Source organism: Kribbella amoyensis (genome assembly GCF_007828865.1).
Classification (GTDB): Bacteria; Actinomycetota; Actinomycetes; order Propionibacteriales; family Kribbellaceae; genus Kribbella; species Kribbella amoyensis.
Genome location: NZ_VIVK01000001.1, coordinates 3,023,817 through 3,041,878 on the forward strand (window position 1 = coordinate 3,023,817; position 18,062 = coordinate 3,041,878).

17 protein-coding genes are annotated in these 18,062 nt (G+C 70.4%); 4 read left to right on the forward strand and 13 right to left on the reverse strand.

Annotated elements, in window-relative coordinates; genetic code table 11:
• Nucleotides 1–66: 66 nt before the first annotated feature.
• The 4 genes from FB561_RS14420 to FB561_RS14435 form a co-directional block, all read right to left on the reverse strand.
• A complete protein-coding gene (locus tag FB561_RS14420; protein ID WP_145806932.1) occupies nt 67–588 on the reverse strand; it encodes a DUF1990 family protein in 522 nt (173 codons plus the stop codon).
• A complete protein-coding gene (locus FB561_RS14425; RefSeq protein ID WP_145806934.1) occupies nt 585–1,457 on the reverse strand; it encodes a YndJ family protein in 873 nt (290 codons plus the stop codon). The genes FB561_RS14420 and FB561_RS14425 overlap by 4 nt, the downstream gene beginning before the upstream one ends.
• Before the next feature lie 3 nt (nt 1,458–1,460).
• Nucleotides 1,461–2,480, reverse strand: a complete 1,020-nt coding sequence (locus FB561_RS14430; RefSeq protein ID WP_145806936.1) for an LCP family protein — start codon at nt 2,478–2,480, stop codon at nt 1,461–1,463.
• Nucleotides 2,481–2,546: 66 nt separating this feature from the next.
• Nucleotides 2,547–3,377: a helix-turn-helix domain-containing protein gene (locus FB561_RS14435; protein WP_145806938.1), complete on the reverse strand. Its 831-nt coding sequence runs from the start codon at nt 3,375–3,377 to the stop codon at nt 2,547–2,549.
• Between the two features lie 71 nt (nt 3,378–3,448).
• Between FB561_RS14435 and FB561_RS14440 the strand changes: the two genes are divergently transcribed.
• Nucleotides 3,449–4,270 (forward strand): phytanoyl-CoA dioxygenase family protein, encoded by an 822-nt coding sequence (locus FB561_RS14440; RefSeq protein ID WP_145806940.1) that lies wholly within the window; start codon nt 3,449–3,451, stop codon nt 4,268–4,270.
• A 131-nt stretch (nt 4,271–4,401) separates the two neighbouring features.
• Nucleotides 4,402–4,695, forward strand: a complete 294-nt coding sequence (locus FB561_RS14445; protein WP_145806942.1) for an HU family DNA-binding protein — start codon at nt 4,402–4,404, stop codon at nt 4,693–4,695.
• A gap of 104 nt (nt 4,696–4,799) precedes the next feature.
• Here the strand turns inward: FB561_RS14445 and FB561_RS14450 are convergent, their stop codons facing one another.
• Together FB561_RS14450 and FB561_RS14455 are read right to left on the reverse strand one after the other, a co-directional pair.
• Nucleotides 4,800–5,882: an IS110 family RNA-guided transposase gene (locus FB561_RS14450; protein ID WP_145812809.1), complete on the reverse strand. Its 1,083-nt coding sequence runs from the start codon at nt 5,880–5,882 to the stop codon at nt 4,800–4,802.
• A gap of 259 nt (nt 5,883–6,141) precedes the next feature.
• On the reverse strand, nt 6,142–7,242 hold the full coding sequence (locus FB561_RS14455; RefSeq protein WP_145806944.1) for an SMP-30/gluconolactonase/LRE family protein: 1,101 nt from the start codon (nt 7,240–7,242) through the stop codon (nt 6,142–6,144).
• Between the two features lie 176 nt (nt 7,243–7,418).
• On the opposite strand from FB561_RS14455, the gene FB561_RS14460 reads away from it, so the two are divergent.
• The gene (locus FB561_RS14460; protein WP_145806946.1) at nt 7,419–9,374 is read left to right on the forward strand and encodes a M13 family metallopeptidase; all 1,956 of its coding nucleotides are present in this window, start codon (nt 7,419–7,421) and stop codon (nt 9,372–9,374) included.
• A gap of 109 nt (nt 9,375–9,483) precedes the next feature.
• On the opposite strand, the gene FB561_RS14465 is transcribed toward FB561_RS14460, so the two are convergent.
• The 7 genes from FB561_RS14465 to FB561_RS14495 all read right to left on the reverse strand — a co-directional run bounded on the left by FB561_RS14465 (nt 9,484) and on the right by FB561_RS14495 (nt 17,518).
• Nucleotides 9,484–10,926 (reverse strand): aminopeptidase P family protein, encoded by a 1,443-nt coding sequence (locus FB561_RS14465; RefSeq protein ID WP_145806948.1) that lies wholly within the window; start codon nt 10,924–10,926, stop codon nt 9,484–9,486.
• A gap of 27 nt (nt 10,927–10,953) precedes the next feature.
• Nucleotides 10,954–11,376, reverse strand: a complete 423-nt coding sequence (gene panD, locus FB561_RS14470) for an aspartate 1-decarboxylase (protein WP_145806950.1) — start codon at nt 11,374–11,376, stop codon at nt 10,954–10,956.
• Nucleotides 11,377–11,421: 45 nt separating this feature from the next.
• Nucleotides 11,422–12,225, reverse strand: coding sequence for a neocarzinostatin apoprotein domain-containing protein (locus FB561_RS14475; RefSeq protein WP_170284672.1), 804 nt, complete (start codon nt 12,223–12,225; stop codon nt 11,422–11,424).
• Between the two features lie 103 nt (nt 12,226–12,328).
• Complete coding sequence (locus FB561_RS14480) at nt 12,329–13,756, reverse strand: FGGY family carbohydrate kinase (RefSeq protein WP_145806954.1); 1,428 nt, start codon at nt 13,754–13,756, stop codon at nt 12,329–12,331.
• Nucleotides 13,743–15,140, reverse strand: a complete 1,398-nt coding sequence (locus FB561_RS14485; RefSeq protein WP_145806956.1) for an alpha,alpha-trehalose-phosphate synthase (UDP-forming) — start codon at nt 15,138–15,140, stop codon at nt 13,743–13,745. The genes FB561_RS14480 and FB561_RS14485 overlap by 14 nt, the downstream gene beginning before the upstream one ends.
• A gap of 6 nt (nt 15,141–15,146) precedes the next feature.
• Nucleotides 15,147–16,145 carry a Gfo/Idh/MocA family protein gene (locus tag FB561_RS14490; protein WP_145806958.1) on the reverse strand — a complete coding sequence of 333 codons (999 nt, stop codon included), beginning with the start codon at nt 16,143–16,145 and terminating at the stop codon, nt 15,147–15,149.
• On the reverse strand, nt 16,136–17,518 hold the full coding sequence (locus FB561_RS14495; RefSeq protein ID WP_170284673.1) for an amidase: 1,383 nt from the start codon (nt 17,516–17,518) through the stop codon (nt 16,136–16,138). Before FB561_RS14495 ends, FB561_RS14490 begins: the two co-directional genes overlap by 10 nt.
• Before the next feature lie 224 nt (nt 17,519–17,742).
• Between FB561_RS14495 and FB561_RS14500 the strand changes: the two genes are divergently transcribed.
• Nucleotides 17,743–18,054 carry a DUF3263 domain-containing protein gene (locus FB561_RS14500; RefSeq protein ID WP_145806962.1) on the forward strand — a complete coding sequence of 104 codons (312 nt, stop codon included), beginning with the start codon at nt 17,743–17,745 and terminating at the stop codon, nt 18,052–18,054.
• Nucleotides 18,055–18,062 lie beyond the last annotated feature (8 nt).

The following is an 18,062-nucleotide window of genomic DNA, read 5'->3' on the forward strand; positions in this document are numbered from 1 at the left end:
GGTGATGGTGCTGGTACAAATGACGCGGCCCCGCAAAGGTATGAGCTTGCGGGGCCTTTGTGTGGGTCAGTTCGCGAGGCGTTGGAGAGCCTTGGCGTAGCGGTGCGCGAAGAGCTTCTGGGCGGCTCGGCCGAGGGGACCCGAGAGGCGGGTGTACCAGGTGGCCGGGCGGCTGTAGGCGCGCAGGGCGAAGTAGATGTCGTCGCCTTCGCGGCTGACCACGAACGACTCCTCGCCGGTCTCGGGGTGGCCCGGGAGGGTGCCGTACGCGAAGCCGATGCGGTCCGGTTCGTCCACCGTCCAGACCACGCGGCACGGCACCGGTACGCCGATCGGGCCCGCGCCGAGGCGGCCGAGGGAGTTGGTACCGATCACCGCGGGACTGTCGGTGGCCTTGATCCGGACCCCAGCGGCGCTGTGCATCTTCCAGCTCATCAGCGCCTCGCCGGCGCGGCGGAAGACCTGGTCGCCCTGGCCGATCAGGGCCCGGTGCTCCATCCGGTGGTACCCGGACGGCGTCTCGTCGTACCGGGTCGAGCCGACCGCGGTGTAGCTGAACCGCAGCTGCTCCAGATCCGTCAGCTTCATCTCACCCTCCCTGCCAGACGACGCCATCCCAGTAGCCCACACAGGGCGAAGCCAACCGCGTTGGCCACGCCGTGTGTCGCCACCATCCATTCCAGCGGCAGGTACGGCGTCGCCACCACGTGCCCCAGCGCCCAGCTCAACGCGAGCAGCATCGTCGCGACCAGGACGGCCCCGGAGACCCCGAGGAGTACCGCGGTCGCGCGGTCCGGCGTGGAGCGGGCGCGGCGCCAGAGCTGGTAGCCGACGAGCCACATCCCGGTGGTGAGCACGGCGGCACCGATCAGCTCGAGCCAGTCGCCGACGAAGAAGCCGAGCAACACGACCACCGTGCCGGCCGGGACGGTGAGCGCGGCGAGGTCGGTCCACCGCTCGTGCGTGGCGCCGGCGACGAGGCAAGCGACCAGTGCCGCGGCGAACCCGGCGAAGTGGAAGTGCGCGACGGTCAGCGACAGCACCGTCAGGCTGAACCCGAACAGCTCGTACGACGCCCGCTCGGCCACCAACGCGAGGGCGGCGATCGACGGGGTGACGAGGGCGGTGAGGAGGGCGACATCGGTCGGGGCGATCCGCCGGAGAGAGGGCCCGCGAGGGTTCTTGCGGCCCGTTTCGGCCGGGAGGTCGGCGCCGAGCCGGTCGCGAAGTACCACCACCGCGAGCGACGCGAGGCCGAGGGTTCCGGCGAAGTAGATCGCGGCCAGGGTGACCGAAACCGGGCCGCGCGGGAGCCACAACGCGACGACGCCGGGCACCGCGATCGCCGGCCACCACCGGCGAAGCGCGGTACCGCGGGGAAGCTCCACCAGGGCGAGCCCGAGCGGCACGACGACGAGCATGCCCAGGCTCACCACCAGGTGGACCAGCGTGATCACGGTCTAGCTGCTCTTCAGCCCGGTGGTCTTGTCCTGCTTGAGGGCCGCGAAGAGCGCCTTGGCCTTGGCCGTGTCCCACTTCACCGCGGAGCCGTTCTTGGTGGAGTAGTTCGCGTCCGCGATCGGCACGGTCAGGGTGACGCCGTCGCCGCCGGACACCGACTTCATCGCGGTCGCGAAGCCGAACAGGCCGACCGGGCTCATGTCGTTGTCGACCGTCAGCGCATCCGCGCTCGAGGTGCCGAGCCGGTAGTACCGGACCGGGTTGAAGAAGGTCGCGGGCGAGACCGCCTTGTTCGCGATCGCGCCGATCATCTCGCGCTGCCGCTCGACCCGGCCGAGGTCGCCGGAGGCGTCGACGTAGCGGGACCGGACGTAGCCGAGCGCCTTCGGGCCGTCGAGGTCCTGACAGCCGGCCGGCAGGTTGATGTGTGCCTTCTTGTCGTTCATTGCCTTGGGCAAGCACATCTCGATGCCGCCGAGGCTGTCGACGACCGAGGCGAAGCCGCCGAAGCCGACCTCGACGTAGTGGTCGATCCGCAGCCCGGTCGCGTTCTCCAGGGTCTGGATCAGCAACTGCGGCTTGCCCTTGCCGAACGAGTACGCCGCGTTCACCTTGTTCCGGCCGTGGCCGGGGATCGGCAGGTAGCTGTCCCGCGGGATGCTGACCAGCACGGCCGGCCCGGACTCGGGCTTGTGCAGCAGCATGATCGTGTCGGTCCGCTGACCGACCTCGCGACCGCCGGTGCCGAGCTTCTTCGCGTCCTCGGGGCTCAGGCCGTCACGGCTGTCCGACCCGACCATCAGGTACGTCGTTCCCGACGTCTCGGCCGGGCGCTCGCCGGTCGGCATCGCGTCGACCTTGTCGATCCGGCTCCACGCGTACAGCGGGACACAGACCAGCGTGAGCAGGAACAACAGGACGACCAGTCCGATGATCCGGCCGAACCAGTTGCGCCGCTTCTTCGGGCGAGCGGACGACCGGCTGACATAGCGCGGGTCGATGGGCTGCGGTTGACTCATGCCCAAGACCGTAGCGAAGCCACAGGTCCGCTGCGTCGGCCCACCGGAGGGTTTGCGCCCAGACTTTCAGACCGCGGTACCGTCCGGCCTCCGCCGAAAGGACGAAATCGGCGCCGCGATCGAACCAACCCGCCGGAACGAGCGTGGCGACTGCCCGACCCGGGCGGCGAACAACCGGCTGAAATACGCCGCGTCCCCGTACCCGACCCGCGCCGCGACGGCCGCCACCGCGAGATCGGTCTCGGCCAGCAAGGCCTTGGCCACGTTGAGCCGCGTGGTGAGGATCACCTCCTGCGGCGTCGAACCGGCCGCATTCCGGACCGCGGCCCGCAACTCCGCCACGCTCAGCCCCAGCTCCGCCGCGTACCCCTGGATCGACAACGGCCGCGTCGCCAGTTCCCGGAGCCGGTCGAGTACGTCGTCCGAAGCGGGCGCCTGCTGACCGAGCAACTCGTACAACGCGGCCACGAGTTGCACCGCGGATCCACCGGTACGGGCGAGCCGGAGCAACCGCGCGAACGCCCTCTCCACGGTGCGCGGATCGGCGGACCGGTGGACGGGCTGATCCCGATCCAGGTGGCCGAGGTCCGTGAGGGCTTTGGTCGCGGGTCCGCCGAAGAGGACCCAGGCCTGGTCCCACCGAGTGGCCGGCCGATACCCGTGCAGGACGCCGGGGAAGAGGTGCAGTACCGCGGGACCGTCGACGGGGTGCAGTACCCGGTCGGGACCGTGCAGGAGCTGGCCGCGTCCCCGGCGGACCAGGACCGCGGCGTAGCATCCCAGGGCGCGCTCGGGGGCCGGGCCGGGGCCGTGCTCCTGTTCACCGACGCCGAGGCAGAAGAGTCCAAGTTCGCGCTCGGCCTCGTTGGGGGTCAGGTAGATCGACCAACTCGGCATCCGCCAAGAATCCAAGAAGTCGCGGTACTGCGTCCATTCCGGGAGTGGCCCGGGTTCGCTGCAATACAGAGGTGCTGACTTCCAACGGATACCGCCTCGACGGGGCACCGCACCGGCTCGGCTCGCTGGTCCCGGTTCCCGACGACGTCCGGTGTGATCGTGACGCGTTGCGGGCCAGGCTGCGGCGGGACGGGTACCTGTACCTGCCCGGGTTGCTCGATCCGGCCGACGTGCTCGCGTTCCGGGCGTACTACTTCGCGACCACCGGACTCGCCGACGAGGTGGGCCGGCCGCGTGAGGTGGACCGGGCTGAGCTTCGCCGGGTGCTGTTCAGCGAGGTCGTGCCGGGGCCGGAGTACGAGGCGTTCTGTACCCAGCCGGCGTTGCGGGACTGGTTCGCGTGGTTCTTCGCCGGCGACACGTTCCTGCACCGGCGCAAGATCATCCGCCACACCGCCCCCGGCGAGAACGGGATCGGCACGGCGACCCAGGCCCACTACGACCTCGTCTACCTGCGCGAAGGGACCGACCGGGTGCTGTCGGCCTGGATCCCGCTCGGCGACTGCCCGGTGAGTCGCGGCGGCCTCACCTACCTGGAGAACAGCCACCAGCGCGTTCTCCGCGACGAGGCCGCCGGACTCTTGAAGCGACCGGCAGCGTCCATCACCGCGGACCTGCCCGGCCTCGCCGACTCGTACGACGCCCGCTGGCTGACCGCCGACTACGCCGCGGGTGACGTCGTGGTCCACACCGCGCACATCGTGCACGCCGCGCTCGACAACGTGGACCCGGCCGGCCTGATGCGGCTGTCCACCGACATCCGCTACCAGCCGGCCGACCAGGCGATCGACGCTCGCTGGCAGCGCCACTGGCACGACCGGGACGGGTTGTAGGGCCGGACTCACCCCCGGCGACCGGAATGCGAACTCTTCTCGCTAACGACATTCATTTCGGTTAAGGTGCTGGCGTCCGACCGGAACGGCGTTTGGGGTGCCGGGCCGGCGGGCCGAGTCGGAGGAGAGCCGTGAATCGCAACGAGCTGGTGGCCGGGGTGGCGTCGAAGGCGGGCATTCCGCGGAACCAGGCCGAGAAGGTGCTCGACGCGCTGGGCGACGTCGTCACCGAGGCCGTGCACAAGGGCGACAAGGTGTCGCTGACCGGCCTGCTCAGCATCGAGCGGGTGATGCGTGCGCCGCGGACGGGCCGCAACCCGCAGACCGGCGAACCGCTGGCGATCCCGGCCGCGTACTCCGTCCGCTTGTCCTGCGGCAGCCGGCTCAAGGCCGCCGCCCGCGGTGACCTGCGCACGATCTCCTGACCGGCGGACCCGCACCACTCACCAACCGCCCGCGGCCGGTCCACCGCACGCTCGGCGCCGGACCGGCCGGACCACGCCGGGCAGGTTGGATGCTCCTATGGATGTCAAGTAGTGGCTGGTTGCTTGTTGGTGGTGGGTTGTGTTTGGCGGAGTGTGTAGTAGATCTCGCGGGCGATGAGTCGTTTGAGGCAGCGGATGGTGTCTTTTTTGGACAGGCCGTCGGCGGTGCGTTTGGCGAGGTAGGTGTGGGTGCGTGGGTCCCAGCGGAGTCGGTTGATGACGATGAGGTAGAGGGCTTTGTTGGCTTGGCGGTCGCCGCCGCGGTTGAGGCGGTGGCGTTGTGTTTGGCCTGAGGATGCGGGGATGGGGGCGGCGCCGCAGAGCATCGCGAAGGCGGCTTCGGAGTGGATCCGTTCGGGGTTGGGGCCGGCGGTGACCAGGAGCTGCCCGGCGATGTCGGGGCCGACTCCGGTGAGCTGGAGAAGGGCCGGGTTGATCGTTTCGATCAGGGCTGTGATGAGGGTGTCGAGCTCGGCGATCTCTTGTTGGGCGGTGGCGTAGCGGCGTGCCAGTGAACGCAGCGCGGTTTTGACGGCTTGTTCGGGGACGCCGATCTGGGTGGTATCGGGTCGCAGGTTGCGGCAGGTGTGGATCAGGCGGGCGGTGGTGAGGCCTCGTAGCTGGTCGCGCAGACCATGGGGTGCGGTCACGATCAGGGCTTTGATCTGGCGCATGCAGCCGGCGCGTTGGTCGACGGCGCTGGTGCGGGCGACCCGCAGGTTCCGCAGCGCCTCGACCTGGCTGTCGCGGTTTTTGGGGGTGCCGGTGCGGACTTTGCCCAGGGCGGCGCGGGCGGCGGCTTCGGCATCGATCGGGTCGGATTTCCCGGCCCGGCGGCGGGTCTTACGGTTCGGCCGGTCGATCTCGACGACCGTGATGCCTTGCTCGCTCAGATAGGTCGTCAGACCGGCCCCGTAGGCGCCGGTGCCCTCCACTCCGGCCAGGACCAGCCGCCCGAACGACCGCAGCCAGGCCAGCAGCGCGGCATAGCCGGCCCGGGTGGTGGGAAACGTGGCATGGCCGAGCATCCGGCCGGTCTGATCGATCGCGGCCGCGGTGTGAGTGTCTCGGTGGGTGTCGACACCACCGGTGATCTCGACCTGGGACCGGGCCTCTGCTCGTGGCATGGTGGGTACTGCCGTCCTTCCACTGGCTAGGGATGAGGGCGGCACGCACCAGCCGAGGCGAGCGGACAAGACAGTGATGGGTGCCTGCTGGCACAGGCTCCTATGAGGTCACAGACCCCTCGTCCGGTGAGTGCACGTGACCCCCGCAGTGGTCGACCGACATATCCAATTCAAGACCCGAAGTCAGTGAGTGCTTGAGTCAGGACGACCACCGCGGGGGACCACACCCATCATCCTCACTGTGAGTGGTGGAGGATCGCTACCTACCCACAGCGGTCACCGAATACTCGGTCTCCGGCGTCGGCGGCGTGGTGAAGCGCGCGTTCGGCAGGTAGATCCGCTGCCCGAAGAAGGCGGCCGTGGTCGGGACGTCGAAGTGCGGGCTGGTGATTTCCCGGACCAGGCGGCCGCTGGTGCCACGCCGGTCGAGGTCGAGGACGGCGATCTTGTTCAGCCGGTTCTGGACGACGTAGAGGGTGTCGTTCGACAGCAGCAGGCCGTCGCCATTGGTCATCACCGCGCCGCCGAGGTCGGTCGCCTTCGTCGCGCCGGTGCCCGGGTCGACCCGGAAGAGCGTGCCGGTCGCGGACTGGACGATGATCAGCGCCCGGCCGTCCGGGGTCAGCGAGATGCCGTTGCCGTTGTTGTTCACCGGATCGTGCACGTAGTCGCCGGACAGCGGGACCGAGGTGACCGCGGACTGGGCCGGCAGCTTGCCGTGTCGGCCGAGCGGCACCTTGTAGAGCACGGGCTGCCGTGAATCGGTGAACCAGGCCGCGTCCTTGGTCAGGATCACGTCGTTGACGAACGTCGGGGTCGCGGTGGTGAAGGTGTAGCTCGCGAGCACCTTGCCGGTCCGGGTGTCGATCACCCGGCCGTTCCCGCCCGCGGCACCGGCCACGAACAACCGGCCCTGGCCGTCGACCTTCATCCCGAGCGACGCCGTCCCCGGTCCCTCGCTGAGGATCCGGCCGTTCCCGGTGCGCAGGTCGGCGACCCAGATGTCGCCGTCCACCCGCGACCCGAAGTACCCCTTGGTCCCGGCGATCGCGATGCCCTCCGGCTGGAACCCGGCCGGCAGGGCGAACTGCTGCGGGAAGGCCGGCGCGCGGCCCGACGTCCCGGTGGCGGCGTTGCGGCCGAACTGGCGTGGCGCGCACAACCCGTCGTCGGCGCTGTGCTTGACCGGCGTACCTGCGGCAGCCCTGGTACCGGTGACGGTTTCAGGGCCGGCGGTCGCGCTGGCGGTGGTGAGGCTGGTGAGCAGGAGAGCGGACAGGCCGACGGAGACGGCGAGTGTCCGGCCCAGGTGGCGGGCGGCGAGAGTGGGACCGGGCTGTCGGACCGGCTGGCGGGACATGAGCGGGCTCCTCTGGTGTGTGGCCCGAGTCGGCTCGAACGCCCCCGAAGTGCCGACGTCGCGGCTGGTTGTGCTTTCAACCGTAGACGAACGGTTCGGGAAGCAGAACGGTTCAGCCAGCGGGTACTGTCACCGGCAGACGTTGAGATGGCCGGGACCACAGGGAGCAGGGATCGATGACGGCAGGTATCGACAGGGCGGGGCTGTCCACCACGGTACGTCCGCAGGACGATCTGTACCGGTACGCGAACGGGCCGTGGATGGAGCAGCACGAGATCCCCGCGGACAAGGCGATCTACGGCGCCTTCCACGCACTCTGGGACACCGCCGAACAGAACGTCCGCGCGATCGTCGAGAAGACGGCCGGCGAGGAGCACCCGGAGGGCAGCGAGGCCCGCAAGATCGGTGACCTCTACCGCAGCTTCCTGGACGAGGAGACGATCGAGCGGCTCGGCGCGGGCCCGATCGAGGACCAGCTCGCCCTGGTCGCCACGATCACGGCGCCGGGCGACCTGCCGGCCGTGCTCGGCAAGCTCGAACTGGACGGCGTCGGCGGCGTGTTCCACTACTGGGTCGACGCCGACGCGAAGAAGTCCGACGAGAACATCGTGTACGTCACCCAGGGCGGCCTGAGCCTGCCGGACGAGTCGTACTACCGCGAGGACACCTTCGCCGACGTCCGGACCGCGTTCGTCGAGCACGTCGCCAAGATGCTCGAGCTGTCCGGAATCGCCGACCCGGCCGGAGCCGCCGAGCGGATCCTCGCGCTGGAGACCCGGCTGGCCGCGAGCCACTGGGACCGGGTGAAGGACCGGGACGTCACGAAGACCTACAACAAGCTGGACCGGGCCGCGCTCGAGGCGCTCACCCCCGGCCTGGACTGGGCGGCGTGGCTGACCAACGCCGGTGTCCCGGCGACGGCGTTCGACCAGCTCGTCGTCCGCGAGCCGGACTTCCTCACCGCGGCCGCCGAGGCGCTGGCCGAGGTGGACGTGGCGGACTGGAAGGACTGGCTCAGCTGGCGCGTCGTACACAACGCGGCCCCGTTGCTGAGCAGCGCGTTCGTGGCCGAGAACTTCGCCTTCTTCGGTCGCACCCTGACCGGGGCGCCGGAGCTGCGCGAGCGGTGGAAGCGCGGACTCGGCGTGGTCGAGGGAGCCCTCGGCGAGGCGGTCGGCCAGCTGTACGTCGCGGAGTACTTCCCGCCGGTCGCGAAGGCCCGGATGGTCGAGCTGGTCGGCAACCTGGTCGAGGCGTACCGGCAGCGGATCGAGGCGCTGGACTGGATGAGCCCGCAGACCCGGCAGCGGGCGCTGGACAAGCTCGGCCGGTTCACGCCGAAGATCGGGTACCCGGACAAGTGGCGCGACTACAGCAAGCTCGACGTGGTCGCGGGTGACCTGGTCGGCAGCGTCCGCCGGTCGGTCGCCGTCGAGACCGCGCGGGACCTGGACAAGCTGGGCCAGCCGGTCGACCGGGACGAGTGGCGGATGACGCCGCAGACCGTGAACGCGTACTACAACCCGCGGATGAACGAGATCGTCTTCCCGGCCGGCATCCTGCAGCCGCCGTTCTTCGGCCTGGACGCGGACGACGCGGTGAACTACGGCGCGATCGGGGCCGTGATCGGGCACGAGATCGGGCACGGGTTCGACGACCAGGGCTCGAAGTACGACGGCGACGGCAACCTCAACGACTGGTGGACCGACGCCGACCGGGCCGCGTTCGAGGAGCGCGCGAACCAGCTGGTCGAGCAGTACAACGTGCTCGAACCGGCCGAGGCGCCCGGACACAAGGTGAACGGCGCGCTGACCCTGGGCGAGAACATCGGCGACCTGGGCGGCCTGTCGATCGCGTACACCGCGTACCAGCTCTCCCTGGACGGGGCCGAGCCGCCGGTGCTCGACGGGCTGACCGGGCCGCAGCGGTTCTTCCTGTCCTGGGCGACCGCCTGGGCCACGAAGACCCGCGAGGCCGAGGTGCTGCGCCGGCTCGCGCTCGACCCGCACTCGCCGCCGGAGTTCCGCTGCAACGCGGTGGTGCGCAACATCGACGCGTTCCACCAGGCGTTCGACGTGACCGCCGACGACACCATGTGGCTGGACCAGGAGGCCCGCGTCCGGATCTGGTGACCCCCTGTCCCGCCGTCTGCTGGGTTAACCCCGGAGCTTGGGGGTTGGCCCCTCGTAATTCGGGGGGCCAACCCCCAACGCAGCGGGTTAACCCAGCAGATGCCGCGGGTCAGTCGCGTGGTGGCGAGGCCATCCACTGCTGCAGCGCGTCGACCTCGCGCGGCATCGCGGCGGACAGGTTCTCGGTGCCGTCGTCGGTGATCAGGATGTCGTCCTCGATCCGGATCCCGATCCCGCGCAGGTCCTCGGGCACGGTGAGGTCCTCGGCCTGGAAGTACAGGCCGGGCTCGACGGTCAGCACGTACCCGGTCTGCACGTCGCCGCGGTAGAACTCGTTCCGGGCGGCGGCGCAGTCGTGCACGTCCAGGCCGAGCATGTGGCTGACACCGTGCAGGGTGTACCGCTGGTAGATCCCGCTGTCGGGGTCGAGCGCCTCGTCGGCCGGGACCGGCAGCAGCTCCATCGCGTCCAGGCCGCGGACCAGGACCTCGATCGCGGCCTTGTGCCCGGAGACGAACGGGACACCCGGCTTCAGCGCCGCGATGCCGGCGTTCTGCGCGTCCAGGACGAGCTGGTAGAGCTCGCGCTGCCGCGGCGTGAACTCGCCGTTCACCGGCAGCGTGCGGGTGATGTCCGCGGTGTACAGGTTGCGGTTCTCCACGCCCATGTCGAGCAGCATCATCGTGCCGTCGACGACGGGGCCGTCGTTCTCGATCCAGTGCAGCGTGGTCGCGTGCGAACCGGCCGCGGCGATCGAGGAGTACCCGACCTCGTTGCCCTCGGCGCGGGCGCGGCGCCAGAAGGTGCCCTCGATCCAGCGCTCGCCGTACCGGCGGACCTGGTCCATCTCGGCCAGCACGTCGGAGAAGCCGCGGTGCGTGATCGCGCAGGCCTCGCGGAGCTGCTCGATCTCGAACGCGTCCTTGACCAGCCGCAGCTCCGACAGCGTGGCGGCGAACTCGGTGTCGCGGTCCGCCTCGGTCTTCACGCCGCTCAGCAGGGCCGCGAGCGAGGCGTCCTCACCGCGCCGGACCCGGGTCGGGACGTCACTCTTCAGCGCGTCCGCGAGCTGGTCGACGTGCCGGGTCTCGATGCCGTACTGCTTCGACGTCTCGGTCAGCGACGGACGCCGACCGGCCCACAGCTCGCCGTACATCCGGTCGCGCCAGAACTCCTCGCCCTCGCTGCGGTCCGAGCGCGGGCGGAAGTACAGCACCGCGTCGTGGCCGCTGCCGCCGGTCGGCTCCAGCACCAGCACCGCGTCCGAGGTCTGGTCGCCGACCAGCCAGGTGTAGTCGGTGTGCGGGCGGAACACGTAGTCGGTGTCGTTCGAGCGGACCTTGTAGGTGCCGGCCGGGATCACCAGCCGCTCGCCCGGGTACGCCTGGGAGAGCGCGTCGCGGCGCTTGGCGGCCCAGGTGCCGACGTCGGCGAGCGTGACGTCCTGCCGCTCGGTGTCGGCCCAGCCCGAGTTCATGAACCGGCGCAGCTTCTCCTTCGGCTCGTTGTCGTGCGTCGCGGTCTTCGGCGCCTGTTCGGTGCTCTCGGTCATCGTCGACCAGTCCTCATCTCTGCTTCGTCAACGGGGGCTGTGGACTTCGTCCCCGCGCAGCGTGCCGCTGTCCGGCAGCGCCTCGGCGGGGTCCGAGCCGATGCGGGTGATCGCATTGCGCTCGTCCACGAAGACTACGCTCGGCGCGAAGACCTTCGCCTCGGCCTCCTCGAACATCCCGTACGCGATCAGGATGACCAGGTCACCGGGGTGGATCAGGTGCGCGGCCGCGCCGTTGATCCCGACCACGCCGGAGTCCCGCGGTCCCTCGATCAGGTACGTCGACAGCCGGTGGCCGTTGGTGATGTCGACGATGTCCACCTTCTCGCCGGGCAGCAGGTTCGCCGCCGCCATCAGGGTCGCGTCCAGCGTGCAGGACCCCACGTAGTCCAGGTCGGCCTGCGTGACCGTCGCCCGGTGCACCTTGGACTTCATCATCTCGCGCCACATGCCGGACATCATCCAGCCAGCGCCGAGCACTGTCAGTGGCCGTGATCACGGACCGGACAGGAAGCCGAGCGGGGTCTTCATGTCGCCGTTCGCGGAGTACCCGAAACTGTCGTCCGGTTGCCCGGAGCGGTCAAGCACGGTGACCGACAGAACGCAGCCACCGAGCATGTCCGGATCGGTGCAGTCCGTCCCGTCGGCCAGGAAGCGGTGCACCCGGTACGGCGTCGCGTAGCGGCCGTCGGCGCGGACCCGGGTGGTCACCGTCGTCAGTGCGCCGTAGCAGCCGGTGTCCTGGATGATCTCGTAGCAGGCCTGCTGGACGATCCGCACCTGCCGGCCCTCCGCCCCGTACGCCGTGCCGCGGACCGCGACCCACTGCGATGCGGCGAGTCCGGTGGACGGGGTCGCGGTGATGGTCGCCGGTGAGCCCTTGAACCGGAGCGCGCCGGAGTCGAGGACGAGGCGGCTACCGTCCGGGGCGTCGCCGACCACGAACAGGTGACAGACGTCGGCCCGGCAGTACACGGTCGCCGGTTCGCCGAACTCCATCCGGCGGAAGACCGGATCGCCGAGCGTCACCCGGGTCGCGATCCGGCCGGTACTCCCGGCCGTCGTGACCGCGCGGTCCGGGCAGTCGCCGTCCACCTGGTCGACGAAGACGTCGCACTGGACGATCCGGACCTCGGACCCGGGCGCGAACCCGCGGCCGGTCACCCCGACCCGGTCCCCACCGGCCAGCCCGCTCGTCCGGCTGACCCGGAGCTCGGGCGGTTGGGCCGAAGCGACCGCCGGAACGGTCATCGAGCCGAGCAGAACGGTCGCCGCAGCGACGGCAGTAAGAAGTCGCATCCGTGGTTCCCCCCCACCGACAGTCATCAGGCCCCCCTGGCCTGTCACCTTCCTACCGGCGAACCCGCCATGACGGAAGAGCTCACCACCAGCACAAGAGGGTTCAGATGGCCGACGCCTCGACGGCGAGCGCGCGGAGCTTCTCGTACCTGGGACGCAGCTCGGCGACCCGGGCGGCTTCCTCGGGGACCGGTTTGAGCGACTCGCCACCCGGCTCGGGGGAGAGGCCGAGCGCGACCGCGGCGGCGCCCCGGGCGCCCACCTCGGCCTCGGCGCAGACCGTCGTCGGCCGGGCGAAGGTCGCGGTCAGACAGCGCCGCCACCACGCGGACGCGTCGATCCCGCCGCCGCCCAGGACCACCTCGAGCTCGCGGCCGAAGAGCGAGTCCAGCATCCGCAGCCCGCGATCGATCTCCAGCGACGCACCCTGCAGGGACGCCGCGAGCAGATCGGCGCCGGTGTCGTCGAAGGACAGGCCGAAGTAGACACCGGACGCGCTCGGGACCGTGGCCGGCGGCCGGGTCCCGGCGTGGAACGGGATCGCCACCACGTGCGACGACCCGATCTCGACCCCGGTCGGTTCCTGCTGGTCCTTGTCCAGCTTGAGCACGCTGGTCAGCCAGGCGTGCAGGTTCCCCGCGGCCGAGAACGCCATCCCGGTCACGGCCCGCTCGTCGTCGACGCGGTACCGCCACAGCTCCCACGGCAGCTCGGGCGCGTTGTCGATCGGATGCACGACGCGGACCGCGGCCGACGTGCCGACGGTGACCGCCGCGGTCGTCTCGTCGTACCCACCGGTGCCGACGTTCGACGCCGCGCCGTCGCCGGTGGGCGGGTGGATCGGTACGCCGACCAGCCCGGGCCAGCGACGCGCGTACTCCGCGGAGAGCGCGGCCGTCCAGCCGGTCGGCACGATCGCGGGCAACTCACCGGCCGAAGCGCCCGCGATCGCCAGCGCCTCCTCGTCGTACCGGCCGGTGGCCAGGTCGAGCGAACCGGTGCCGGAGGCCACCGAGACCGAGGTGACCCGCTCGCCGGTCAGCCGCTCCAGGACGAGGTCGGGCAGCCCGGCGAACGCGGTGGCCGCGACCTCCTTCCGCAGCCACGGGATCCGCCGCGGCCAGTACAACCGGTGCAGCCAGGCCCCGGTGCGAGCGTGGTACGCGTGCTCGTCGAAGTCCTTGCCCAGCACCGGATCGACGGACCGGGTGTCCGCCCAGGTGATCACCGGCGTGAGCGGTTCGCCCTTGGTGCCGAGGGCAACGATCGAGTGCCACTGGGTGGACAGCACGATCGCGGTGATGTCGACGAGGTGGCCGTTCTGCTGCAACTCGTCCAGGCAGCCGAGCAGGCCTTCGACGTACGCGTGCAGGTCCAGCGTCGCCGAGCCGCCGGCCCCGTACGTGGGGCTGATCCTGTGCCGCGCCAGCGCTCCCGGGACCGGGGCGGCGTCGTCCGCGGACAGCACCAACGCCCGTGCCGACGACGTCCCGAGGTCGAGCGCCAGCACCCGGCCGTCAGTCGTCGGCATGCAGAGCCTGCAGGAACGAGGCGGCCCAGACGTTCACGTCGTGCGCGGCCAGGTGCTTGCGCATCGCCTTCATCCGGCGGCCGAGCTGGCGGTCGTCGGTGTTCATCGCGTCGACGATGGTGTCCTTCATCCCGTTGATGTCGTGCGGGTTCACCAGGAACGCCTGCCGGAACTCGTCCGCCGCGCCGGCGAACTCGCTCAGCACCAGCGCGCCGGTGTCGTCGTGCCGGCAGGCCACGTACTCCTTGGCGACCAGGTTCATCCCGTCCCGCAGCGGCGTCACCACGGCGACGTCGGCGGCCCGGAACAACGCGGCCATCTCGGTCCGCGAGTACGAGGTGTGCAGGTAGTTGATCGCGGGCGTGCCGATCCGGCCGTGCTCGCCGTTGATCCGGCCGACCAGCAGCTCGATCTCGTCCCGCAGCACCCGGTACTGCTCGACCCGTTCCCGGGACGGGGTGGCGACCTGGACGAAGACGGCGTCGTCGACCGAGACCCGGCCCTCGTCGAGCAGCTCGCCGAACGCGCGCATCCGTTGCCGGATGCCCTTGGTGTAGTCGAGCCGGTCGACGCCGAGCAGGATGTGCGCCGGGTTGCCGACCTCCGCGCGGATCTCCTGCGCCCGCGCCTCGGTCTCCGGCTGCCGGGCCAGTTGCTCGAGCTCGCCGACGTCGATCGAGATCGGGAACGCCTTGGCCCGGACGATCCGGTCGTCGGGCAGGTGGATCCTGTCGCCGCGGGTGCGCAAGCCCATCCGGTTGCGGGCCAGCCGGGCGAAGTTCGAGGCGGCGCCGGGACGCTGGAAGCCGACCAGGTCCGAGCCCATCAGCCCGTCCAGGATCTGCCGCCGCCACGGCATCTGCGCGAACAGCTCGGTCGGCGGGAACGGGATGTGCAGGAAGAAGCCGATCCGAACGTCCGGCCGGAGTCGGCGCAGCATCGCCGGCACCAGCTGCAGCTGGTAGTCGTGCACCCAGACCACCGCGTTGTCGTCGGCGGCGTCCGCGGCGGCCTCCGCGAACCGCCGGTTCACCGCGACGTACGCCTCCCACCACTCCCGGTGGAACTCCGGCGGCACGATCACGTCGTGGTACAGCGGCCACAGGGTCGCGTTGGAGAAACCCTCGTAGTACAGCTCGACGTCCTCGGCCGACAGCGTCACCGGGACCAGGTGCATCCCGTCGGTGTCGAACGGGTCGACCTTCTCGTCCTTGCCGCCGGTCCAGCCGATCCAGGCGCCGCGGTGGCGCTGCATCACCGGGGCGAGGGCGGTGACCAGTCCGCCGGGGCTGCGCCGCCACGCAGTACTGCCGTCGGGCATCTCGATGCGGTCGACCGGCAATCGGTTGGCCACTACCACGAAGGAACTGCGTCCACTCGGCATCTGCTGTTATCCACCCAGGTATTCGTCGTCGCCGGGGTACCGGACCCCGATCTGTCTACGGGTCTCGTCGAGCAACTCGAGAATCTCGATCGTCGCGGCGTGCGGGAGGACGGGACACTCCACCAGCCCGGCCCGCAGTGCACGCATCACTTCCGCCGCCTCGTAGTGGTACCCGAGGCCATGCGTCTCGACGTCGATCCGCTCCTCGCCCGCCGCGGTGCTGCGCACGTAGTACGGCGGGTGGTGGAAGCGGTGCGGGAGCAGCAGGCTGCCGTCCGGGCCGCTGACCGAGGCGGTCCACGGATTCTGCGAGCGCAGGCCGCAGGTCAGCGCGGCGACCGCACCGGAGTCGTACCGCCAGGCCATCGCCACGTTCAGGTCGATGCCGTCGGCGTTCAGCGAGCCGACCGCCTTGACCTCGTCCGGCCGGCCGAGTGCCATCTGCACGAACGTCATCGGGTAGATGCCGCCGTCCATCAGCGAGCCGCCGCCGAGGGCCGGGTCGAGCAGCCGGGCCGGGAGTACGGGCTTGTGGAAGCCGAAGTCGGCCAGCGCCTCCATCGGCTCGCCGATCACGCCCTTCTCCAGGTCCGCGAACATCGCCTGGACGACCGGGTTCGTCCGCATCCACATCGCCTCGGCGAACAGCGTGTTCGTCTCCCGGGCGACCGCGACCAGGTCCTCGGCCTGCCGCGCGGTCAGCGTCACCGGCTTCTCGCAGAGCACCGCGATCCCGGCCTGCAGAGCGGCACGGGCGATCGCGTAGTGCTGCGGATGCGGGGTCCCGATGTAGAGGGCGTCCACGGTGCCGGAGTCGATCAGCCGCCGGTAGTCGTCGAACCGGTGCTCGATCCCGAACGTCTCGGCGAAGGCGTTCGCGGAGTCCTGCGACCGCGACGCGACAGCGGTCACCACGGCGTCGTCGAGGAGCGCGAGGTCCTTGGTGAAGGACGTCGAGATGTTGCCGGTGGCAACTACACCCCAGCGGACCTGATCTATACCCACTGTGTGAACTCCGGGGTCGGGAACGGGCCGTGTGCCTTGATTCTCGCCGTTTCGAAGGCGTGGGCCAAGCGAATGAGCGTCGCGTCACTCCGTGCGGTGCCACTGAGCGTGATCCCGACCGGCAGTCCGGCCACCGTTCCGGAAGGAACCGACAGCAGCGGGTAACCGGCCAGCGCGGCGTGCGAGGACGAGCTGCCGAGGACGTGGTCGCCGTTGACCAGGTCGATCGACCAGGCCGGGGAGTACGCGGGCATCACCAGTGCGTCGAGCTGGTGCTCGCGGAGCAGGTTGTCGATCCCCTCCCGGCCGGCCTTGAGCCCGGCCAGCCGCGCGGCCACGTACAGCGGCGAGTCCAGGCCGTCAGTGGCCTCGGCGCGTTCGAACAGCTCCTGGCCGAACCACCGCAGTTCCTCGTCGGCGTGCGCCTGGTTGAACGCGATCACGTCCGCGAGCGTCCGCGGCGCACCCTCCTTGCGGGTGGCCAGGTACGCGGCGAGGTCCACCTTGAGTTCGTGCGCGAGCACGGTGAGTTGGTCCTCGTCCCCACCCGGAGTCGGCAGCGACAACCGGTCCACCAGGACCGCGCCGCACTGCGACAGCAGCTCCAATGCCTGCTCGGTCACCTGGTCGAGGCCCGCTGAGTACCCCCACAGCGGTCCCCGCGGTACGCCGATGCGGATGTCGTGCAGATCGTCACCGAGACAGTACTCCGCGTAGTCCGTGCCGCCGCCGGTGAGGACGGTGAGCAGCGCGGCTGTCTGGCGGACCGTGCGGGTCATCGGTCCGGCGGTGTCCTGGGAGTGCGAGATGGGCACGATGCCCTGCTGCGGGACCAGGCCGACCGTCGGTTTGAGCCCGACGACCCCGTTCAGCGCGGCCGGGCAGACGATCGAGCCGTTCGTCTCGGTCCCGATCGCGAGATCCGCGAACCCGGCGGCCACGGCGGCACCGGATCCGCTGGACGAACCGCCCGCGGACCGGTTCAGGGCGTACGGGTTGCGGGTGAGCCCGCCGTACGCGCTCCAGCCGGAAGACGAGGAGGAGCCGCGGAAGTTGGCCCACTCGGACAGGTTGGACTTGCCGAGGATCACACAGCCGGCCTCGCGCAACCGGCGGACCAGGGGAGCGTCGGCCGGGGGCGGCGGCTGGTCCGCGAGTGCCAGCGAACCGGCTGTGGTCGGCAGGTCGGCGGTGTCCACGTTGTCCTTCACCAGCACCGGGACACCGTGCAGCGGACCCCGGACGCGACCGTCGCCGCGCTCCGCGTCGAGGCGCGCAGCGTCGGCCCGCGCAGCGGGATTCGGCGTGCAGACCGCCTTGATCAGCGGATCGAGTTCGGCGATCCTGGTCTGCAGCTCTTCGACCGTTGCCATGGCGGGTCGCGGGACCGGTGGAACGTCACCGGTCCCCTGTCGAGGTGAGCTCACGCCTCGATCCTGCCAGAGTCGGACCGACCCGGCGCGCCGTCCGGTGCCGCGTGAGATGTCGCACGACGACACACCTGGGATCGCTGCGCGGTGAATGACATCGCTGTTGTTCAACCCGTACAGTGGAGCGCGGACGGACGATCACCGACCGCACGGGGAGTCACCTGCAGATGGACAGCGCCAACGCCAGCTCCACCGGCCCCGCCGACGAGGCAGCCCAGCCGGTCGCGGCCGGGTTGTCCGAGCGGGACTCCGCGATCATCGCCTTCGAGCGGCACTGGTGGAAGTACGCCGGCGCCAAGGAACAGGCGATCCGGGACCAGTTCCAGATGTCCGCCACCCGTTACTACCAGGTGCTGAACGCCCTGATCGACCGGCCCGAGGCCCTCGCGCACGACCCGCTGCTGGTCAAGCGCCTCCGCCGCCTCCGCGCCGCCCGTCAGCGCGCCCGCTCAGCCCGCCGCCTCGGCATCGAGGTCTAGGTCGCGAT

Bases quoted from the DNA above. Each gene is read 5' to 3' on its own strand.
- FB561_RS14420 (WP_145806932.1), bottom strand. From the start codon at position 588: ATGAAGCTGACGGATCTGGAGCAGCTGCGGTTCAGCTACACCGCGGTC.
- FB561_RS14430 (WP_145806936.1), bottom strand. From the start codon at position 2,480: ATGAGTCAACCGCAGCCCATCGACCCGCGCTATGTCAGCCGGTCGTCC.
- FB561_RS14435 (WP_145806938.1), bottom strand. From the start codon at position 3,377: ATGCCGAGTTGGTCGATCTACCTGACCCCCAACGAGGCCGAGCGCGAA.
- FB561_RS14450 (WP_145812809.1), bottom strand. From the start codon at position 5,882: ATGCCACGAGCAGAGGCCCGGTCCCAGGTCGAGATCACCGGTGGTGTC.
- FB561_RS14455 (WP_145806944.1), bottom strand. From the start codon at position 7,242: ATGTCCCGCCAGCCGGTCCGACAGCCCGGTCCCACTCTCGCCGCCCGC.
- FB561_RS14460 (WP_145806946.1), top strand. From the start codon at position 7,419: ATGACGGCAGGTATCGACAGGGCGGGGCTGTCCACCACGGTACGTCCG.
- FB561_RS14465 (WP_145806948.1), bottom strand. From the start codon at position 10,926: ATGACCGAGAGCACCGAACAGGCGCCGAAGACCGCGACGCACGACAAC.
- panD (WP_145806950.1), bottom strand. From the start codon at position 11,376: ATGTGGCGCGAGATGATGAAGTCCAAGGTGCACCGGGCGACGGTCACG.
- FB561_RS14475 (WP_170284672.1), bottom strand. From the start codon at position 12,225: ATGCGACTTCTTACTGCCGTCGCTGCGGCGACCGTTCTGCTCGGCTCG.
- FB561_RS14480 (WP_145806954.1), bottom strand. From the start codon at position 13,756: ATGCCGACGACTGACGGCCGGGTGCTGGCGCTCGACCTCGGGACGTCG.
- FB561_RS14485 (WP_145806956.1), bottom strand. From the start codon at position 15,140: ATGCCGAGTGGACGCAGTTCCTTCGTGGTAGTGGCCAACCGATTGCCG.
- FB561_RS14495 (WP_170284673.1), bottom strand. From the start codon at position 17,518: ATGGCAACGGTCGAAGAGCTGCAGACCAGGATCGCCGAACTCGATCCG.
- FB561_RS14500 (WP_145806962.1), top strand. From the start codon at position 17,743: ATGGACAGCGCCAACGCCAGCTCCACCGGCCCCGCCGACGAGGCAGCC.